Consider the following 21,079-nt stretch of genomic DNA (forward strand, 5'->3'; position numbering starts at 1 on the left):
CTAGTTAGTGATTGATAGAAGGTTACATTTGTTATTATATCGATAACATATTAAAACAAATTAATGTAGATCAAATATTTAACGGTTATTAATTGCATCACTTCAATATCCACATTTAGGTTAAGATCTGGTAGTCTTGTTTTATTAATTCAATTAAAGATTTTATAAACATGAGTCTACTCGTCTCCGTCATCATCTTTTTACTTGCCGTGGTTATCGCGGTACCTATTTTTAACCGAATTAAGCTAGGTTCTATTCTTGGCTATCTGTGTGCAGGCGTTGTCATTGGGCCGTCGGTTCTAGGTCTAATTGACGACCCTGATCAAATCCTTCACTTTGCTGAACTTGGTGTTGTGTTTTTACTGTTTATTATTGGTTTAGAACTAGCGCCGCAAAAACTATTGGCAATGCGCAACCTCATATTGTTTGTCGGTGGCGGGCAGTTAATACTTACCATCGCAGTAATTACAGTAATTATGATGTTTATCGGACTGTCTTTTAATGTTTCGATTGTGCTGGGCATGGCGCTAGCGTTATCCAGTACCGCTTTTGCCATTGGTCTACTAAAAGAAAAAGGTATCCTTAACCATTGGAATGGGCAAAAAGGCTTTGCTACGCTATTAATGCAGGATTTGGCGGTAATTCCTATCTTGTTGATTGTTACCGCACTAGCTGGTGTAAGCAGTTCCGACGGCCCTCAATGGTGGGTATCATTTATGGCGGTAGTCGGCGTATTGTTAGCCGGTAAGTATTTCATTAATCCGATGCTTTCTTTATTGTCTCGTTACGGCGGGTCTGAAGTGATGACCGCAGCATCACTATTGATAGTCATTGCAACAGCAGAAATTATGTATTTAGCTGGATTATCCATGGGGCTCGGTGCCTTTATGGCCGGACTATTATTAGCCAACTCAAGTTTTCGTCATCATTTAGAAGTAGAGATAGTGCCATTCAAAGGCTTGCTACTAGGTTTGTTCTTTATTGCTATTGGTATGAACTTAGATTTAGCGCTAATGGTTGAGAAACCTCTGGTGATCATTGCTGCAACCATTGCGCTTATTTTAGTTAAGGCGTTGATTTTATGGCTACTATATCGATTTATTTATTTCAAAGACGAACCAGGTAAAACGCCGCCGCTAATTGCCGCAATATTGCTGTCACAAGGTGGTGAATTCGCTTTTGTTATATTTAATGTCGCGGTTCAGGATGGATTATTGTCAAGCGAAATCGCTAACATCGCCATTTTAGTGGTTGGTATTTCAATGGCATTGACAGTACCGTTGGTAATGCTTGCAGAAAAATGGCTAAATAAAGCTAGCGATACAGAAAGTGAATTTGATAGTCATCGTGAAGTGGACGAACCTCATGTGATAATTGCTGGCTTCGGACGTTTTGGGCAAATTACCGGCCGTATCTTAGCCGCCAACAACATCCCATTTACTGCCCTTGATAATAATGCAGAACACATTGAATTTGTTAGACAGTTTGGCAATAAAATATTCTTTGGTGACGCGACTCAAACTAAGCTTCTGCATGCCGCCGGCGTTGAACATGCAAAAATATTCTTTATTGCCGCTGATTCAGATAAACATGGCTTTGAAATTGCCCATACAGTAAAAGAACATTATCCGCAGATTAAAATAATTGCTCGAGCGAAATCTCGCCTTAGTGTGCTTAAATATCGTGAAATGGGCATCAATACTAACGTTCGTGAAATGTTTGATTCAAGTTTAGTTGCAGCAAAACTGGTACTTAAAGAGTATGGCTTTGAAGAAGCTCGAGCTGAACATATGATCAAAGTGTTTAAAAAGCATGATGAAGAATTGCTGGAAAAATCTTATGAAGGTAATAAGTACGATTTGAATAACTTGATCAAAATATCGAATCAAGGTCGTGCGGAATTAGAATCTTTGTTTAAACACGATAAAGAAGACTAATAAGTAGCGGTACAGATATGGAAAAGATCTTAATTAGCAGTTGTTTTTTGGGCAATAAGGTTCGATACGACGGCAAAGCGAAAGCTCTTGTTCATCCACAAATAAGCACTTGGCAGCAACAAGGCCGATTAGTCGTTGTTTGCCCAGAAGTTGCCGGTGGTTTGTCGGTCCCAAGAGCGAAAGCTGAGCAACAAGCTGGTAAAGTGATCAATAATTTGGGTCAAGATGTCAGTGCCGAGTTTCAGCATGGCGCTGATTTGGCTTTGCAATTGTGTCAGCGGTACAATATTCGATATGCATTGTTGAAAGAATACAGCCCATCCTGCGGTAGTCATGAAATATATGATGGAAATTTTAATGACACCAAAATAAAGGGCCAAGGAGTTACAGCAAAATTACTAACTGCAAACAACGTTGAAGTTTATAGTGAATTGAATATTGCTCAGTTAATTGTGAAAATAACACATCCCAACAATGCCGAACAGGTATAGTAAGAAAACCTATGAATCATTTAAATAAAATTTTTACAGTAATCATTGTCTCACTGTTGACGGTAAGCTGTGCACAAATGTCGACTTCTACAGATGCTAATGAAAAGTTCATGTTGTTGGTTGAAAAGGAACAGTCTTATCAACAAAGTTTAGATCCTTTTGTCAAAGAAAATAACCTACTGGTTCAAGATATTTCAGCGCAAGCTCTTGCCGCCGAAAATGAAAAATTAACTGAGTTCTATCAACAGTTTAAAGCAATTGAAAACGCTCATCTATCTGAGCAAAACCAAATCAGCCGCGAATTGATGCTTTATCGTTTAAAAAACTCCATTGATTCATATAGCTATAAAGCGCATTACATGCCATTAACTGCGGAAGCCGGTTTTCACGCTTATTTAAGCTATTACCGCTATCGCAGCGCTTTTAATTCTGTGGCGGACTATCAATTATATTTAGAGCGTTTGGTTGCATTAGAAGGCTACTTCGCACAACAAATTCAGTGGATGGAAAAAGGGCTCAAGGCAGGCATCACTCAGCCTAAAGTCGTACTGGCGGGTTTTGAACAGTCGATTAGTGCCTTTATAAGTGAAAATGCGAATAAAAGTGAGTTTTATCAACCATTTTTAAAGTTTCCTGGTCATATTACCCTAGAACAACAGCAACAATTAAGAGCACAAGCGAAAAAAGTAATTATTGAACACGTTAATCCAATGTATCAGCGATATTACGATTTTATGGTTGAACGCTATATTCCCAATGCGAAACAAACTATTGCGGCTAAAGATTACCCTGATGGCAAAGCGTTTTATCAAAATCGTGTAAAACATTATACAACGCTTGATTTAAGTGCTGATGAAATACATGAAATTGGTCTCAAAGAAGTTGCTCGTATCCGCGCCGAAATGGATCAGGTAATCAAACAAGTGGGATTTAAAGGTAGTTTCGCAGAATTTACAGAGTTTTTGCGAACAGATCCCCAATTTTACGCCACTACTCCCGAGCAATTGCTTAAGGAAGCTAGCTATATTTCCAAGAAAATGGATGGTCAGTTACCATCATTATTTAAAACCTTGCCACGTACACCATATGGTGTTGAGCCGGTACCTATGAGTATTGCCCCTAAATACACGACTGGTCGTTATAAGGGAGCTTCTAACCCTACACAAGCAGGTTTTTACTGGGTAAACACCTATGCCCTTGATCGTCGCCCTTTATACGTATTGGAAGCGTTAACATTACATGAAGCGGTACCTGGTCATCATTTGCAGATCTCATTGGCGAGTGAAATGAAAAATGTACCAGCATTTCGAAATAATACTTATATTTCGGCTTTTGGCGAAGGTTGGGGTTTATATGCTGAGTATTTAGGCCTTGAAGCTGGATTTTATAAAGACCCATATTCTAATTTTGGTCGTTTGACCTATGAGATGTGGCGTGCAGTGCGTCTAGTTGTTGATACTGGTATGCATGTTAAAGGCTGGAGCCGAGAACAAGCAATGGATTACTTGGCAAGCAATTCGGCATTGTCGATGCACAATGTTCGTACTGAAATTGATCGTTATATTTCTTGGCCAGGGCAGGCGCTATCATACAAACTAGGTGAAATTACGATTAAAAAGTTAAGAGCGAAAGCCGAGAAAGAATTGGCTGAAAAATTTGATATCAGGGAATTTCATCATCAAGTGCTGAAAAACGGCTCAATACCATTGTCGACTTTAGAAAAAGTGATTGATGAATATATTAGGGCTGCGAAAGCGGGTGGTGTCAAATAAAGTGACAGTAGCCATTGGCCGGACACCAAATCATATAAATGAGGCAATAAACAAATTAAGCTAATCAGAAAAAAGGTTAGTTTGAGGTTAACGCAACAGAGAAGTAACACAGAAAGAAATAAGACAAGGCACGCAAAGAAACAATCTATAGATACTGGAATTACTAATTAAAATAAGCCCCCACTATATCTTAGTCGGCAGTTCCGCTATCGTTGGTACATTTTCGATGTTATTTATTATTGGTTTTATCCAGTTAGTAACATCGCAAAAGTTCCTTTAGACCGGTAACTTTGCGTCCCTAGCTTTCACTAGGTTTGCCTTGGACGAGCTAAGTAGCCCTACGAATGATTATAGCGAATTGTTTCATTGTGTAAAGCTTTTGTTGCAAAAAAATTACAAAAACCGCCATTTTTTATCGTTTTTAAAATATAATTCGCCATTTTTTACGTGATTGTAAGAACATTTAACAACTGGAAATCATATATGAGTCAAGTACTTACAGAGTTATTGAGCCTTCTTAAGTTAGAGCAGCTAGATAATAATTTATTTTTGGGAGAATCGCAGGATCTTGGTTTTAAAGCGGTTTTTGGCGGCCAAGTAATTGGTCAAGCACTGTCCGCAGCAAAAGAAACTGTGGTTGAAGAACGTCAATTACACTCATTTCATTGTTATTTTTTACTCCCTGGAGATGCAAAAAAGCCGATTACTTATATGGTCGACATTACTCGTGACGGCGGCAGTTTTAGCAGTCGAAAAGTTTCGGCAATGCAAAACGGTAAAACCATATTTAACTTAATGGCATCTTTTCAAGTAGAAGAGGTTGGCTTTGACCATCAGGATGAAATGCCTGAGGTAATTGCTCCCGACAACTTGCCAAGTATGATGGATTTACAACTACAGCACAAAGATAAGATCCCTGAACATTTGCATTCGACCCTTTTTGCCGAACGGCCTATCGAATTTAGACCGGTTAAAGAATATGACTGGTTAAATCCGCCTGTTTCCAGTTCCAAAAATCAGGTGTGGATGAGAGCTAAGGGTGATATGCCCGATGATTTGCGTGTTCATAAATATTTATTGGGCTATGCTAGTGACTATAATTTCTTACCGACAGCGGTGCATCCTCATGGCCGCAGCGTATGGTCGCCAAACTTTCAAATAGCAACCATTGACCATGCAATGTGGTTTCACCGAGAGTTTCGTTTTGACGATTGGCTACTCTATGATATCGATAGCCCTTCAGCGAGTGGCGGTAGAGGCCTTGTGCGAGGTAAAATTTATGATCGTCAGGGGCGACTTGTTGCCTCGACCATTCAAGAAGGTGTTATTCGACAACGTTAATCTGTTTATAGTGGAAAATGAAAAGGCTCCAATTAGGAGCCTTTTTTAACTCGAAAATTAGCTATTTATTATCAGCTGTTAATCTTTCTTGCCAGTCATAACCTGTAACGTTTTGAAATATACGTAGTTCAAATAGAGGTGCGATTGCAAATAAATGGTCGAAGATGTCTGCTTGGATGGCTTCATAATTTGCCCATACAATATCATTACTAAAGAAATACAACTCTAGCGGCACTCCATTTTCACCTGGTTTCAGTTGACGAACCATGCAGGTCATATTTGGGTGAACATTATTATGGTTTTGCAGATAAGCAAACATATAGGCTCTAAATGTTCCGATATTAGTCAAACGTCTACTATTTGGGTTTTCTTGATTATCGCTGCCTTTGTCTTGATTGAATTGTTTTAACTCGTCGTTTTTATCGCTCAGGTAATTTTTCAATAACTCAATTTCCGCTAACTTTTCTAATAATGCGTCTGAGCAAAAGTGAATACTGTTTAAATCAATATTAATACTGCGCTTTATTCGACGACCGCCTGAGGTAGACATACCACGCCAGTTCTTAAATGATTCACTGATCAAGGCGTAAGTAGGGATTGTGGTGACTGTGTTGTCCCAGTTTTGAACTTTGACCGTATTTAACGCAATTTCTTGAACGTCGCCATCTGCACCATATTGTGGCATTTCAATCCAGTCCCCTGGTGCCACCATTTTATTGGCAGAAATCTGGATACTAGCGACTAAGCCTTTGATGGTATCTTGGAATACTAATAACAAGACTGCGGTCAATGCACCTAAACCACTGAGTAAATAAATCGGCGAGCGATCGATAACAATAGAAATGGCTAATATAATAGCAACCATATATATCGCTAATTTTAGCAACTGAATCGTAGCATTTAGCGGCAAATAGCGCTCTTTGCTCGATTCTTGAAACATACTGTTAGTCACATTGAGTAGTGCACTTAAACTGCGAGCAACTTGGATTGCAATGGCCACTTTGGCAAAAACGGTGATACCAATAATCAATAACGGACTGTCGCCGACAAATAATGGTAACAACGCAAGTAGCAATATAGCTGGCACTAACCAAGCAATGCGGACAAATACTTTATGTGAGACAAGTAAGTCATCAATCTGATTCGATGAACGAGTCACTATCTTATGGACAAAGTGCAAAACCTGGTTGCGAGCAACATAAAAACTTAACCAACATAGAGTCAACAGGATTGATAATCCGATAGCACTAGTTAATGGTTCTATATAAGGTTCAGTAGCGGGGATTTTTGCCAACCATTGTTTTATAAATTCAGTCATATATTAGCGTTTTTCATTATGATTAATTTGACGGTAGTAATGTTACGATACCGATGATTGTTGAAATTAACAATCATATATAGCGGCAAAATATAGAATCTGTAAAGAAATCAGGGCGTTTTCGCGAATATAAGCAAGTTTTTGACGGTTATCCATTGCAATTGCTTAACTTTTACTGTTTTCTTAAACTTTGTACTGATTTATAAGCTTTTTGGGTATTGTATAAACTATGAATTTTAATCGTGTTGTAATAAAGGTAGGCAGTGCATTAGTGTCGCCAGAAGGTAAAGGCTGTAATGGCAAATACCTTTTAGCTATTGCACGTTTTATTACCGAGTGTCATTTACGTGACAAAGAGGTGATCTTAGTCTCATCAGGTAGTGTTGCCGCTGGACGTAATTTAATACACCACGGTTCACCCAACCCGTCTATTACGGCAAAGCAGGCAATGGCCTCGGTTGGACAAATGCAAATGATGGCAAATTGGCAACGTTTTTTTGATCGTCCTTGCTCACAATTATTAATTACTCATGGTGATCTGAAAGACCGCCAGCGTTACATCAATATCAAAAACACTCTAAGAATATTGTTAGAAAACAACGTTCTGCCGATTGTAAATGAAAATGATACGGTGGCAACCGAAGAACTTAAAGTTGGTGACAATGACAACTTAGCGGCCTTAGTTGCCATGGTAAGTGATGCAGATTGTTTAATGATTCTATCAGATGTGAATGGCGTCTATGATAGCGATCCACGCAACAATCCAAAAGCAAAATTGTTTAGTGAGATCACTGAGATTAACGAGGCGTTATACGCAATGGCTTCAGGGACTTCCAATCACATTGCTACTGGCGGTATGAAAACTAAAATTGAAGCCGCAGAAAAAGCTTGTGAACACGGCATCGAAACCTACATTGTTAATGGCAGTGATTCATTGGTGTTCGATAAGTTACTTAATAATGAAAATCCTGGTACTCGATTTATTGCCAAGGATTCAAGTGTAAAAGCCAAAAAGCATTGGTTAAAACATACCCTGAAAAGCCATGGTTCTGTTGTCATCGACGAAGGCGCAATTAATGCGTTGCTGAATAAAGGGGCGTCATTACTTGCCAGTGGTATTAATGAAATATGGGGCGAATTTGCAAAAGGTGAATCAATTAATATTACCGCCCATTGTGGTACTCGCGTGCTTGCTAAAGGCATTTGTCAATACAGTAGTAGCGACTTGGAAAAGATTAAAGGTAAAAATAGTGCTGACATCGAGCAACTTTTAGGCTATTGCCCGAGTAAAGAAATAATCCATCGTGACGATATGGTATTGCTCAGTGAAAATTAGGCGCACGTAACCAGACGAATTAGTTAAACATAAAGAATTAAAGAACATAAACATGATAAACACAGATAATGAATATTTTGATATCGCCGCCGTGGCAAAAAGAGCGAGGCTTGCGGCGAAACAAGCGGCACAATTAACAACGGCTGAGAAAGACGCCTTATTGACCGCTATGGCTAAGGCTGTGACTGATAATAGTGAATTTATTATTAGTGAAAATAGTAAAGATATTGCCGCTGGCAAACGTAATGGCTTAGCCGAAGCGATGCTCGATAGATTGTTGCTAACCCGGGCGCGAATTAAAGGCATTAGTGATGCAATTATTGATATCGTCAACTTAGACGATCCTGTCGGCAGTAAGACGACCGCTACTATTCGCCCTAATGGCATTGAAGTGATGAAAATGCGCATCCCTTTAGGGGTGATAGCGATGATTTATGAAGCACGGCCAAATGTCACAGCAGAAGCTGCGGCACTGTGCTTAAAATCAGGAAACGGCGTGATTTTACGAGGTGGTAAAGAAGCGCTACATTCGAATTTGGCGATCGCATCAATACTTCATCAAACGCTACAACAATTTGGTTTTGCCGAAGACATGGTCAGTGTTGTACCTGACCCCGATCGTGAGGTAATTGCAAAACTACTCACTCTTAATCAAGATATTGATTTGGTCATCCCTCGTGGTGGTGAAGGGCTTATTCGTTATGTGAGTGACAATTCTCGTATTCCAGTGATCCAACACTACAAAGGTGTATGCCATTTATATGTTGATAAAGCGGCCGATCTAGATAAAGCGCTAGCAATTTTGGTTAACGGTAAAACCCAACGACCTAGTGCTTGTAATTCGTTGGAAACCGTCTTAGTTCATCAAGATATTGCAGATACTTTCCTTACTAAAGCGGCTGATGAGTTGGCCAAGTTTAATGTGAAAATCCATGCCTGCGAAGATTCTATAAGTTACTTTGACGGCGCATTACCGGCCAGTAATGCTGATTTTGATGCGGAGTATTTAGCACAGGAAATTGCCGTAAAACAAGTTGCTGATTATTCACAAGCGGTTGCTCATATTCAACAATATAGTTCAGACCATACTGAAGTAATCGTTACAGAAAACAAGGAGCGCGCCAATGATTTTATTCGTGCGATCAATTCATCGGTAGTGATGGTTAATGCATCTTCGAGATTTTCAGATGGCGGCGAGCTTGGTCTAGGTTCAGAAATAGGGATTTCTACGTCGAAGTTACATGCCTATGGCCCAATGGGATTAGAGGCGCTAACGACGCAAAAATTTGTGGTGTTAGGCGATGGTCAAACGAGACCATAATTACCAATAAATAGATTAATCGAGACATTCGTCAATTTTACAAAGTTGACGAATATTGCTCTTATGTTTTGTACTTTCGATTAGTTTAGCGACATTTCGCTACAAACTGATGCTTTTAATAAACTAAACAATTGCTCTTTTCTCGATTCACTACCAAGCACCCACATTAATTTAGTCGTTGCCGCTTCTGGTGTCATATCGCCACCATTGATGATGTAGTTAGAGCGTAAGTTTTTACCCGCGGCATAACGATGTAAATCTAATGAGCCGGTGTAAACATCAGTCACAATAATCGCACATTTAAAGCGATTATTAGTTTGCTGTTGAGCTTGCTCTACCACTTCCGCCAAATTAAACTCATTTGGTGCAGTGCCACTGCCAAATACTCGTAATACTAAGCCTTCTATATCACTACCGTTGATTATTTTCAGTAGCAACTCGCTGGTCATGCCTGGATTAAGATTGAGACTTAATACTTTATCGCTATAACCTAAGCTTGCGCTATTTAATGGCGGGTAAGCATTTGGCTGCGGACGCAATTGATTTTGGTTGATTTGAGGTACTGGAAATAGTTCTCCTAAAATCTGTGCATTTGGCGTAGTAAATCCGATCGCTGAGCGTGTACTTGATTTACGCGCTCGGTTACCACGCAACAACTGTCCGGCAAAGCAAATCATCACTTCGGTAAGTGCAGGTAAAGATTTTCCAGCTTGATCAGCAACGTACAATGCTAAGCGTAGGTTTTGTAACCCATCACTGCCAGGTTTACTTAATGGTACTTGCGCACCAGTGACAACGACTGGTTTAACGTTTTGACATAATGCATAAGATAGCGCTGATGCGGTATACGCCATAGTGTCTGTGCCGTGAAGAATAACAAAACCATCATAATCATTATTGTGACGAATGATCATTGAAGCCATAGCGTCCCATTGCTTCGGGCCGATATCAGAAGAGTCTGAGGTTTCAATAATAGTGCCGTCGCTTGACGATAATGGTTTAACATCAATTACTGAATTTAAATCAGTTGTTAGCTCGGTAATTAGGTCGAGTAAAGATTCGCCATTACTCGCTTGCAACTCACCACTATCTATAGCCGCCATTGTGATGGTGCCACCAGTATTTATTACTAAGATTTTGTTAAATGCAGTCGTCATTAATGTTCAACTTGATCTGTTGTTGTCGATATTGCCGACATTCTAGGTCAAAAATTGAATAAGCAAAAGAAATTTGTAGAGGAATCATACAAACGAAACTGGGGTCAGAGTCAGGTTTAGTAATTAATCTGACTCTGACCCCAGTTTAGCAATGCTATGTGGGGCAAAAAAAGAAGCCAGTAGTTATCTATGTGAATAGATAAATACTGGCTAACTGGAGTAAAACTTTAGTTAGTTAACGTGAACCGTTATTGACTTGCTTCAACGATACGTTTCATATCAGTCATATAACCACGTAATTCTTTACCAACAATTTCTACAGGATGATTACGGATCGCATCATTTACTTCGATTAAACGCACGTTATCAACGCTGTTCGACGAAGATGCAAGACCCTCACCTAAGTCTTCAAGTGACAAGTTCTTAGAAAATTCGGTAAGTAATGGAACTGCTGCATGGGTAAACAGGTAGTTACCGTATTCAGCCGTATCTGAGATTACTACGTTCATTTCGTATAATTTGTTACGAGCGATACAGTTAGCAATTAGTGGTGTTTCATGAAGTGACTCATAGTATGCAGACTCTTCAATGATGCCAGCAGCAACCATAGCCTCAAATGCTAATTCAACACCTGCTTTGATCATGGCAACAACAAAAATGCCTTTGTCGTAGTATTCTTGCTCAGTGATTTCAGTATCACAATCAGCGGCTTGCTCAAACGATGTTTCAGCTGTTTCAGCACGCCATTTTAATAGGTTGGCATCATCATTTTTCCAATCTTCCATCATCGTGGCAGAAAATTGTCCTTCGATAATGTCGTCCATATGCTTATTGAATAAAGGACGTAGAATAACTTTCAACTCTTCAGACATATCAAACGCTTTAATTTTTGCAGGGTTTGATAAACGGTCCATCATATTGGTGATACCGCCATGCTTTAAGCCTTCAGTAGTCGTTTCTAAGCCATATTGTAATAACTTACGTGCATACGCTGCATCCATACCTTGGGCAACAAGTTGTTGATGACCTAACACCGCAGCTGTTTGTAACATACCGCAAAGAATCGTTTGCTCACCCATTAAGTCAGATTTAACTTCGGCGATGAAAGATGATTCAAGAACACCTGCACGATCGCCACCTGTTGCTGAAGCATACGCTTTAGCAATAGCAAAGCCATTGCCTTGTGGATCATTTTCCGGGTGAACAGCAATTAGCGTTGGTACACCAAAACCACGTTTGTATTCTTCACGAACTTCTGTTCCTGGACATTTAGGGGCAACCATTACTACGGTAATATCTTTACGAATTTGCATGCCTTCTTCAACAATGTTGAAGCCATGAGAATAAGCCAAAGTTGAACCTTGTTTCATCAAAGGCATTACCGCTGAAACCGCTGATGTATGTTGTTTATCAGGGGTAAGGTTTAATACTAAATCTGCTTGAGGAATAAGTTCTTCATAGTTACCAACAGTGAAGCCATTTTCAGTGGCCCACTGCCACGATTGACGCTTTTCACTGATTGCTGCATCACGCAGAGCGTAAGAAATATTACACCCTGAATCACGCATATTTAAACCTTGGTTTAAGCCTTGTGCGCCACAACCTACGATAACGATATTCCAACCTTTAATAAAATTACAGCCATCGCTAAACTCGTCTCGGTTCATGAAACGACACTTCCCTAATTGCGATAATTTTTCGCGTAAACTTAATGTATTGAAATAATTTGACATGTTCTAACTCCAGAATATCTTGCTGCAACACCTTTATGCAGCTTTGATGTAACCTTACAATAAATATTGTGTTGCTTAAAATGATATATTTGCACAATAGTGTTGCAAAATGTGCAATACTGTTATCATCAATTGATTACACGATATGAAAATGGATAGAAAGCTCCTTCAAGTATTTACGACGCTGGCCGACAGTTTGCACTTTTCTCAAACTGCACATGCCCATCATGTCAGCCCGTCGACGTTGTCACGAATGATCCAACGAATTGAAGATGAATTGGGTTGCCAACTTTTGCAGCGCGATAATCGAACGGTACAACTAACAGAGGCAGGTAGCGCGTTTAATGAATTTGCTAAGCAGCAATTACAATCGTGGCAGCAACTTCAGCAACAATTGCAACAAGGACAAGGACAATTAAAGGGTAAACTCAGCATCTATTGTTCAGTAACAGCGGCTTATTCTCACTTACCAAAACTACTCGATAGTTTTCGTCAACTATACCCGCAAGTGGATATCATTTTGGATACCGGTAATGCGGCTGATGCGATTGATAAAGTGACTAACGGAGAAGTCGATTTTGCTATTGCAGCCTATCCTGAAACACTACCAAAAAGTTGCCATTTTTATTCAATAGCTCAAATTCCTTTATCGATTATTGCACCAACTATAGATTGTCAGGTGTCGCAACAACTTGAAAGTCGAAACATAGACTGGGCCAAGATACCCTTTATATTGCCAGATCACGGTAGCTCTAGGCTGCGCTTTCAACAATGGTATCGACAGAAGAAACTAGGTAAACCGCACATTTATGCAGCGGTCTCTGGTCATGAAGCTTTAGTTTCTATGGTGGCGTTAGGTTGTGGTGTGGGTATTGCGCCGGAAGTTGTTATTGAGAACAGCCCAGTAAAAGAGCGAATCAAAAGATTGACAGCGCCCTCAGTGCTTAAACCTTTTGAACTTGGTGTTTGCTATCTAAAGAAAAATATCAATGATGCGGTTATTGCTGCATTTTTAGATTCAATCCGCGATGTGTAATGACAGTAAGAAGTTAGCTCTTAGGTTAACTTTTAAGTTTTGCTTTTCGTATCCCGCTCTTTCGCGATTCGCTTTGATTCGGTAAGTAATACCTCGTAAACCAGATCGATTAAGATTGTTCCTTCTTTGGTGCACATGGCATTGATGTATTGGCCGACACGGCGATGACCAGCGTCATCTAATGCGGTGCCAAAGGCTATTTGAGTTGCGAGTTCTAGATGCTCAGGATGGCTATCGGCAATTCTGTTAAGTGATACTTGTAGAGCTTGTATACCAACTTCTTCGGCAATGCGAATATCACCGAATAAACCTTTTAAATAATCCTGACACATCTCATCGCTTTTCAATTCTGTCGCCGAACTATTGGCACTCATTAGCATTAATGGAATCATGATTGCAGCTAGTTTCATTTGGACAGCGCCTATTAATAAAGTGAATGATGTGTTTTTTAATGTTCCAGTGCAGGCAATAAGAGTGCTCCACACCACACGTTTATTATAGACAGTGAATTCGCTAGCGATGTATTAGTTTGTTACCAATGCATAGTTGCGGTGTGTTTTAACCAATCAAACTATCGGTCAAGTGCCGTATCAACCTATCCATGGCGCGATAAGATAACGCTTCGACAATATGCTGGCGTTGAATGGTTTTGATATTGTTCATGTCGGCAATGGTTCGAGCTATCTTCAGTATCTTATGATGGGCGCGGGTAGACAACCCTATTTTCTCTACTGCTAGCTCAAGAAACTCGCAATCACTCTCATTAATGTGACAATGAACTTTTAATTCGGGACTGGTTAAATGGGCATTTGCTTTACCTTGTCGTGCTAGTTGAATGTTGCGACAATTTTGCACTCTCGTTCGTATTGTTTCACTATTTTCGTTGAACTGGTCGTTATCATTCCATACGCCTTTAGCCAAACGGCTTACTTCCAATTGAATATCGATTCGATCAAGAAAAGGGCCTGATAGCTTATTCAAGTATCGTAATATTTGTTCCGGTGAGGAGCGTTTGTCAGTATAAAATCCAGTCGGGCTTGGGTTCATCGCTGCAACTAATTGGAACTTTGCCGGATAGGTAGTTTTGTGTAACACTCGAGAAATCGTTACTTCACCAGACTCCATTGGCTCACGTAACACATCTAGAACTTTGCGATCATATTCGGGTAATTCATCTAAAAACAATACGCCATTATGTGCCAATGATATTTCGCCGGGGTTAGGGTAGGAGCCGCCACCAACCAAAGCTACCGCAGACGCGGTATGATGCGGTGCCCTAAATGGTCTTAAACTAAATTGCGAATCGCTGACATCTTGTCCGCAAATAGATTGGATTGCCGCGCTTTGCAGTGCTTCTTCTGCGGTCATATCAGGTAAAATACCCGGTAGCCGAGATGCTAACATTGTTTTGCCTGTGCCTGGCGGGCCAACAAACAAAAGGTTGTGGCCGCCACTTGCTGCAAGTTCTAAGGCCCGTTTTGCCAATGGTTGCCCCATAACATCTTTCATGTCTTTGGCTTGACGTATAGCGGTTGGTGTGGCTAATGGCTTCTCCACTAATGGTAAAGGTTGTTGATTAGCAAAATGAGCGAACAGTTGGTTTAGGTGATGCATGGCAATGATGCTTGCTTCATCAACCCAAGCAGCTTGTTTAGCATTGCACTTGGGTAACACTAGTATTCGTTTATCGTCTCTTGCGGCTATTGCTAACGGGATCTCGCCAGTGATTTTTCGCAGCTCTCCCGATAACGCTAACTCACCAGCAAATTCATAATTGTTTAACTCTGCTTTAGGTATTTGATCGGAAGCGGCTAAAATTCCTATGGCTATCGGTAAGTCAAAACGGCCGCCTTCTTTGGGTAAATCCGCTGGCGCGAGATTTACGATAATTTTTCTAGAAGGAAACTCGTAACCGCAATTAATGATGGCACTGCGAACCCTATCTTTGGATTCTTTAACCGATGTTTCCGCTAAACCAACGATGCTAAACCCTGGAATGCCCGGGCTTAAATGTACTTCAACAGAAACTAAAGGTGATTCAAGCCCGACTTTGGCTCGCGAATAAATTGTGGCAAGTGACATAATAAAATCCATTTTTTATAACTATCCATAGTGTTGTTAAGTTTAGTCGTTATTTGTACTTTTGCTAAAGCAAGCAGGCGGCTGTTCTAGATTCTTATTTATACTGTGAATAGTTATTCCTCCTTAAAAACCAACAAAACCCTTGTTCATGTAAAAAAATTGTGATAAAACCTAAGTTAACTAGCAGTCAGAACAGACTCATAATTTATTTTAGCTATCTATTTATAGCGATTTTCAAACGAATAAGATTGATTAGATGATTAAACAACGCCTATTTATTATTATTGAAAATGTCCTAGTGATTATTCTATCACCGGGGGCAAGGTGTTGATTTAAATTAAAATATTTAAAATATCAACCCCTCGCTTCCTACGGAAACGGGGGGTTTTTATTTGCACCATTTAAAATGCTCGCGCATTAGCCAGGGACGGCAAGACAAAAGGGATTTTTTATTTGTAATGTTTTATCAGTGTTTTCACTAATAAAATATGTTTAGATACTTATTCTCAAAATTTGAATATATTTTCACAATGTTGGGCGTAGGTATGAGTTTGTTAAGGCGACTGTCATCACTATGTGACAATTTAAGCAAAATTTTACTAACGATTTTGCGAAATAATTCGACAATTGCCTTAGAAAGGTTAAGAATCAGCGGCAATATTTATTGTGTGCTACACAAAGACAAGTTAATAGGAAAGTAAAATGGCTAAAGTTAATGCTGATTTAATCTGGTTCAATGGCGAATTAATGCCTTGGGAAAATGCAACTGTACATGTAATGAGTCATGCATTGCATTATGGTTCTTCTGTATTTGAAGGTATCCGTGCTTACGATACTCACAAAGGCACTTGTATTTTTCGTTTAGAAGAACATATTGATCGTTTATTTGATTCTGCCAAAGTTTATCGCATGAACATGCCATTTGATCGTGATGCAGTAATGCAAGCGTGTAAAGATTCAGTGGTAGGTAATGGCTTAAAGTCAGCTTATCTTAGACCTTTAGCTTTTCTTGGTGATATCGGTATGGGCTTGCGTCCAGCGGATGATGCGGTTGCAGATATGATGATTGCGGCATTTAGTTGGGAAGCATACTTAGGTGCGGATGCATTAGAAAATGGTGTAAATGTTGGCGTTTCTTCATGGAACCGTTTAGCTCCAAATACAATGCCAACAGCAGCAAAAGCCGGTGGTAATTACTTATCATCACAGCTAATTTCTCGTGAAGCGGCTCGCCATGGTTACACAGAAGGTATCGCGCTAGACGTAAATAATTATGTGAGTGAAGGCGCAGGTCAAAATTTATTCTTGGTACGTAAAGGTATCATTTATACACCTCCTGGTAGCTGCTCAATTTTACCAGGTTTAACACGTGACACTATCATTACTTTAGCGAAAGAGCTTGGTTATGAAGTGCGTGAAGAATTAATCGCCCGTGAAGCACTATATCTTGCTGATGAGTTTTTCATGTGTGGTACAGCAACAGAAATCGTACCGGTGAGTACGGTTGATGGCATTCAAGTTGGCACAGGTAGCCGAGGCGAAGTCACTAAACAATTACAACAAGCTTTCTTTGGTTTGTTTGATGGTACAACAGAAGATAAGTGGGGCTGGTTAGAGCCAGTATCAGAATAAATAACTAAGCACCTTGGGGGGCTTAGTTTTTATCTCACAATCTATTGCATGTACATATTAAATATAACTAAAGAGGTTTATAGCTACTAAAAAAGGATACATTATGCCCAAACTGAGATCGGCAACTTCCACCCAGGGTCGAAATATGGCTGGTGCACGTGCTTTATGGCGCGCAACTGGAATGACAGACAATGACTTTGGTAAACCAATTATTGCCGTAGTAAATTCATTTACTCAGTTTGTACCAGGCCATGTGCATTTAAAAGACATGGGCCAACTCGTTGCTGGTGCGATTGAAGAAGCCGGTGGCGTTGCTAAAGAGTTTAATACTATTGCTGTTGATGATGGTATTGCTATGGGGCACTCTGGCATGCTGTATTCTTTACCTTCGCGCGATTTAATTGCCGATTCAGTTGAATACATGGTTAACGCTCATTGCGTTGATGCCATGGTTTGTATCTCAAACTGTGACAAAATTACGCCGGGCATGTTAATGGCCGCGATGCGATTAAACATACCAGTAATTTTTGTATCCGGTGGTCCAATGGAAGCTGGTAAAACTAAGCTTTCAGATCAAATCATTAAACTTGATTTAGTCGATGCCATGATTCAGGGCGCTGATCCAACCGTATCAGATGAACAATCTGATCAAGTAGAACGTTCTGCCTGTCCTACCTGTGGTTCTTGTTCAGGTATGTTTACTGCAAACTCTATGAACTGTTTAGCAGAAGCACTAGGTTTAGCATTACCAGGTAACGGTTCTATGCTGGCAACGCATGCCGATCGTGAGCAATTGTTCTTAAAAGCGGGCAAGCAAATTGTCGAACTTACTAAGCGTTATTACTTCGAAGAAGATGAATCGGCTTTACCACGTAATATTGCCAGCAAAGAAGCATTACATAATGCCATGTGTTTAGATATTGCTATGGGGGGTTCAACCAATACCATTTTGCATTTACTGGCCACAGCACAAGAAGCTAAAGTCGACTACACCATGGAAGATATGGATAAATTATCACGTATCGTCCCGCAACTATGTAAAGTAGCTCCATCGACACCTAAGTATCATATGGAAGATGTACATCGCGCCGGTGGAGTTATCGGTATTTTGGGTGAACTAGCACGAGCTAATTTATTAAATACAGACGTGCCTAATGTTTTAGGTACAACCTTGGCGGATGTCATCGCGAAATACGACATCAAAGTTACCGATGATGAAGACGTTAAGAAATTCTATCGAGCAGGCCCTGCCGGGATTCGCACTACTAAAGCGTTTAGCCAAGATTGTCGTTGGGATACATTAGATGATGATAGAGAAAATGGCTGTATTCGCAGCTTAGATAACGCTTTTTCAACAGAAGGTGGCTTAGCAGTGCTTTCAGGTAATATTGCCGTTGATGGTTGTGTCGTAAAAACTGCTGGTGTTAGTGATGATAACCTTACCTTTACTGGACCCGCGCACGTATTTGAAAGCCAAGACGATGCCGTAGCTGGTATTTTATCGGGTAAAGTCGTTGCTGGTGAGGTTGTGGTGATTCGTTATGAAGGCCCTAAAGGCGGACCGGGTATGCAAGAAATGTTATATCCAACAACCTATTTAAAATCCATGGGTTTAGGTAAAGCTTGTGCGTTATTAACGGATGGTCGTTTCTCTGGTGGAACATCGGGTTTATCTATTGGCCATGTTTCTCCGGAAGCTGGTAGTGGTGGCACTATTGCACTCGTTGAGCAAGGAGATATTATTGAAATCGATATCCCAAATCGTTCAATCAAATTGGCCTTATCCGAGGAAGAGCTCAGTGCACGTCGCATTGCTATGGAAGCCAAAGGTAAAGATGCCTGGAAACCTGTCAGTCGTGAACGTCCAATTAGCTATGCATTGAAAAACTATGCAATGTTGGCTACTAGCGCCGACAAAGGTGCGGTTAGAAATACTGAATTGCTCGACAATCAATAGGGTCACGATGACGGATAACAAACTCAACAAACAAACGACAAGTCCTTATTTGGGCATAAACTATTTGCGCAAAATATTAACTGCGCCTGTTTATGATGTCGCCATAGAAACTGATCTAAGTTGGTTGGGGAAACTGTCAAGTGAACTTGGCAATGATATTTATTTAAAACGTGAGGATCAGCAACCAGTTCACTCTTTTAAATTGCGTGGTGCTTACAATAAGCTGGCGCAATTGTCGGAAAAAAGACGCAAACAAGGCGTGATCGCAGCTTCTGCAGGTAATCATGCCCAAGGGTTAGCGTTGGCAGCAAAAACATTAGGTGTAACAGCTACTATCGTTATGCCAATAACGACGCCTGAGATTAAAGTCGATAATGTTAAGCGCTTCGGTGCAAACGTTGTTCTTACGGGTAGTAGTTTTAGCGAAGCCAGTGAATCGGCAATGATAATGGCCAAAGAGCAGCAATTAACGATTATTCCTCCTTATGACGACAGTGATGTCATTGCCGGTCAAGGTACGGTTGCCAAAGAATTGTTACAGCAGTTACCAACTGCTGATGTTGTCTTCGTGCCTGTTGGCGGCGGCGGTTTATTAGCGGGAATGGCTGTTTATTTAAAACAGCTTTGTCCAGAAATAAAAATTATCGGTGTTGAAGCTGAAGACTCAGCGTGTTTAGCTGCAGCGATGGACGCGGGAGAGCCGGTTGATCTCGACCATGTCGGCCTATTTGCCGATGGTGTTGCGGTTAAGCGAATAGGTAGCAAAACATTCGCGTTAATAGAAAAATATTGTGACCAGGTAATTACTGTAACTAGTGATGAAATGTGTGGTGCGATAAAAGATATTTTTGAGCATACCCGAGTTATCGCTGAGCCATCAGGAGCGCTGTCATTGGCAGGATTGATCAAGTATTGCCAAACCAGTAAAGGTGGTGAAAAGTTAGCAGCGATATTAAGCGGTGCAAACATGAATTTTCATTCACTGAGGTATGTCTCTGAGCGCTGTGAACTCGGCGAGCAAAAAGAAGCGGTATTATCGGTCGAAATTCCTGAGCAAAAGGGTAGCTTTAGACGTTTTTGTCAGATCCTTGGCGGATTAGCGATTACCGAATTTAATTATCGATATGCCGATAATCAAAAGGCAAATATCTTTGTCGGTGTTAAGTTAACCAACGGGCAGCAACAACTCGATGAATTAGTTACTGAGCTTACCAGCAAAGATTATAAGGTTACCGATTTTACTGATAATGAATTAGCAAAGCTGCATGTTCGCTTTATGATTGGAGGCAAGAACACTGCGCCAATGGATGAGCGCTTATTTAGTTTTGAATTCCCCGAATATCCAGGTGCTTTGGAAAAATTCCTTGATACCTTAGGTGAAAATTGGAATATCTCATTATTCCATTACCGTAATCATGGCGCAGCATTTGGTCAGGTATTGGCGGGAATCGAAGTGCCAGATAATAAACAGAATGGCTTGTTTGAGCATTTAGATGACTTAGGTTATCAATATCAGGAAGAGACAAATAACCCAGCTTATCAAGCATTTTTAAGTAAAATGTAACTCGAATAAAAACCGCATCGTTTCAACTATTGTTTAAAGCTACTCTATAAGCTATTTTAACCGTTGAGAGTAGCTTATACATTAAGTCTATTTATTCAGTTTTTCTTCTATTTCGGCGATTTTAGCCGTCAATTCATCTAATTTCGCTCTAGTTTTAATCAAAACCTGAGTTTGCACATCAAATTCTTCACGGCTAACCACATCGAGTTTCGACAGCTTTGATTGTAGAACTTGTTTCGCCTTTTCTTCAAAATCTTGGGCAACATTTTTTACTTGTGGCGGAATTGATTCGGTAATTTGCTTAGCAATGTCTTCGATCTTCTTGGCGTTAATCATGATTGTCTCTTATTCGTTTAATTCGGTCAGTGATTACTCTATTGTAGCGAAACTTTATTTAGTTGT

16 protein-coding genes and 1 riboswitch are annotated in these 21,079 nt (G+C 40.2%); of the genes, 10 read left to right on the forward strand and 6 right to left on the reverse strand.

Features of this window, described 5'->3' with window-relative positions; genetic code table 11:
- Positions 1-170: 170 nt before the first annotated feature.
- From LT090_RS00225 to tesB, 4 genes are all read left to right on the forward strand, one after another.
- The gene (locus LT090_RS00225) at positions 171-1,937 is read left to right on the forward strand and encodes a cation:proton antiporter domain-containing protein (RefSeq protein WP_068546278.1); all 1,767 of its coding nucleotides are present in this window, start codon (positions 171-173) and stop codon (positions 1,935-1,937) included.
- Between the two features lie 17 nt (positions 1,938-1,954).
- Entirely contained in the window at positions 1,955-2,428 is a 474-nt protein-coding gene (locus LT090_RS00230) for a 2-thiouracil desulfurase family protein (RefSeq protein WP_068546277.1), read from the forward strand.
- 11 nt (positions 2,429-2,439) lie between these two features.
- Positions 2,440-4,200 carry a DUF885 domain-containing protein gene (locus LT090_RS00235; RefSeq protein WP_068546276.1) on the forward strand — a complete coding sequence of 587 codons (1,761 nt, stop codon included), beginning with the start codon at positions 2,440-2,442 and terminating at the stop codon, positions 4,198-4,200.
- 193 nt (positions 4,201-4,393) lie between these two features.
- A riboswitch (cyclic di-GMP riboswitch) is annotated at positions 4,394-4,529 on the reverse strand.
- Between the two features lie 154 nt (positions 4,530-4,683).
- Entirely contained in the window at positions 4,684-5,541 is an 858-nt protein-coding gene (tesB, locus tag LT090_RS00240; protein WP_068546275.1) for an acyl-CoA thioesterase II, read from the forward strand.
- A 61-nt stretch (positions 5,542-5,602) separates the two neighbouring features.
- Here the strand turns inward: tesB and LT090_RS00245 are convergent, their stop codons facing one another.
- Positions 5,603-6,859, reverse strand: a complete 1,257-nt coding sequence (locus tag LT090_RS00245) for a mechanosensitive ion channel family protein (RefSeq protein WP_068546274.1) — start codon at positions 6,857-6,859, stop codon at positions 5,603-5,605.
- Between the two features lie 229 nt (positions 6,860-7,088).
- Between LT090_RS00245 and proB the strand changes: the two genes are divergently transcribed.
- Together proB and LT090_RS00255 are read left to right on the forward strand one after the other, a co-directional pair.
- Entirely contained in the window at positions 7,089-8,195 is a 1,107-nt protein-coding gene (gene proB / locus LT090_RS00250) for a glutamate 5-kinase (RefSeq protein WP_068546273.1), read from the forward strand.
- 52 nt (positions 8,196-8,247) lie between these two features.
- Positions 8,248-9,516 carry a glutamate-5-semialdehyde dehydrogenase gene (locus tag LT090_RS00255; protein WP_068546272.1) on the forward strand — a complete coding sequence of 423 codons (1,269 nt, stop codon included), beginning with the start codon at positions 8,248-8,250 and terminating at the stop codon, positions 9,514-9,516.
- 80 nt (positions 9,517-9,596) lie between these two features.
- On the opposite strand, the gene LT090_RS00260 is transcribed toward LT090_RS00255, so the two are convergent.
- Positions 9,597-10,673, reverse strand: a complete 1,077-nt coding sequence (locus LT090_RS00260; RefSeq protein ID WP_068546271.1) for an asparaginase — start codon at positions 10,671-10,673, stop codon at positions 9,597-9,599.
- A gap of 248 nt (positions 10,674-10,921) precedes the next feature.
- Positions 10,922-12,406, reverse strand: a complete 1,485-nt coding sequence (gene ilvC, locus LT090_RS00265; RefSeq protein WP_068546270.1) for a ketol-acid reductoisomerase — start codon at positions 12,404-12,406, stop codon at positions 10,922-10,924.
- A gap of 151 nt (positions 12,407-12,557) precedes the next feature.
- On the opposite strand from ilvC, the gene ilvY reads away from it, so the two are divergent.
- Positions 12,558-13,442 (forward strand): HTH-type transcriptional activator IlvY, encoded by an 885-nt coding sequence (gene ilvY, locus LT090_RS00270; protein WP_068546269.1) that lies wholly within the window; start codon positions 12,558-12,560, stop codon positions 13,440-13,442.
- 32 nt (positions 13,443-13,474) lie between these two features.
- On the opposite strand, the gene LT090_RS00275 is transcribed toward ilvY, so the two are convergent.
- Both LT090_RS00275 and LT090_RS00280 read right to left on the reverse strand, forming a co-directional pair.
- Positions 13,475-13,852, reverse strand: coding sequence for a hypothetical protein (locus tag LT090_RS00275; protein ID WP_068546268.1), 378 nt, complete (start codon positions 13,850-13,852; stop codon positions 13,475-13,477).
- A gap of 148 nt (positions 13,853-14,000) precedes the next feature.
- Positions 14,001-15,524 (reverse strand): YifB family Mg chelatase-like AAA ATPase, encoded by a 1,524-nt coding sequence (locus tag LT090_RS00280; RefSeq protein ID WP_068546298.1) that lies wholly within the window; start codon positions 15,522-15,524, stop codon positions 14,001-14,003.
- Between the two features lie 702 nt (positions 15,525-16,226).
- Here LT090_RS00280 and LT090_RS00285 point away from each other — a divergent pair.
- The 3 genes from LT090_RS00285 to ilvA all read left to right on the forward strand — a co-directional run bounded on the left by LT090_RS00285 (position 16,227) and on the right by ilvA (position 20,677).
- On the forward strand, positions 16,227-17,156 hold the full coding sequence (locus LT090_RS00285; protein ID WP_068546267.1) for a branched-chain amino acid transaminase: 930 nt from the start codon (positions 16,227-16,229) through the stop codon (positions 17,154-17,156).
- Between the two features lie 103 nt (positions 17,157-17,259).
- On the forward strand, positions 17,260-19,113 hold the full coding sequence (gene ilvD, locus LT090_RS00290; RefSeq protein ID WP_068546266.1) for a dihydroxy-acid dehydratase: 1,854 nt from the start codon (positions 17,260-17,262) through the stop codon (positions 19,111-19,113).
- Positions 19,114-19,120: 7 nt separating this feature from the next.
- On the forward strand, positions 19,121-20,677 hold the full coding sequence (gene ilvA, locus LT090_RS00295) for a threonine ammonia-lyase, biosynthetic (protein ID WP_068546265.1): 1,557 nt from the start codon (positions 19,121-19,123) through the stop codon (positions 20,675-20,677).
- A gap of 87 nt (positions 20,678-20,764) precedes the next feature.
- Here the strand turns inward: ilvA and ubiK are convergent, their stop codons facing one another.
- A complete protein-coding gene (gene ubiK, locus LT090_RS00300; RefSeq protein ID WP_068546264.1) occupies positions 20,765-21,013 on the reverse strand; it encodes a ubiquinone biosynthesis accessory factor UbiK in 249 nt (82 codons plus the stop codon).
- Positions 21,014-21,079: the final 66 nt, after the last annotated feature.

Source organism: Thalassotalea crassostreae, from assembly GCF_001831495.1.
Taxonomy (GTDB): Bacteria; Pseudomonadota; Gammaproteobacteria; order Enterobacterales; family Alteromonadaceae; genus Thalassotalea_A; species Thalassotalea_A crassostreae.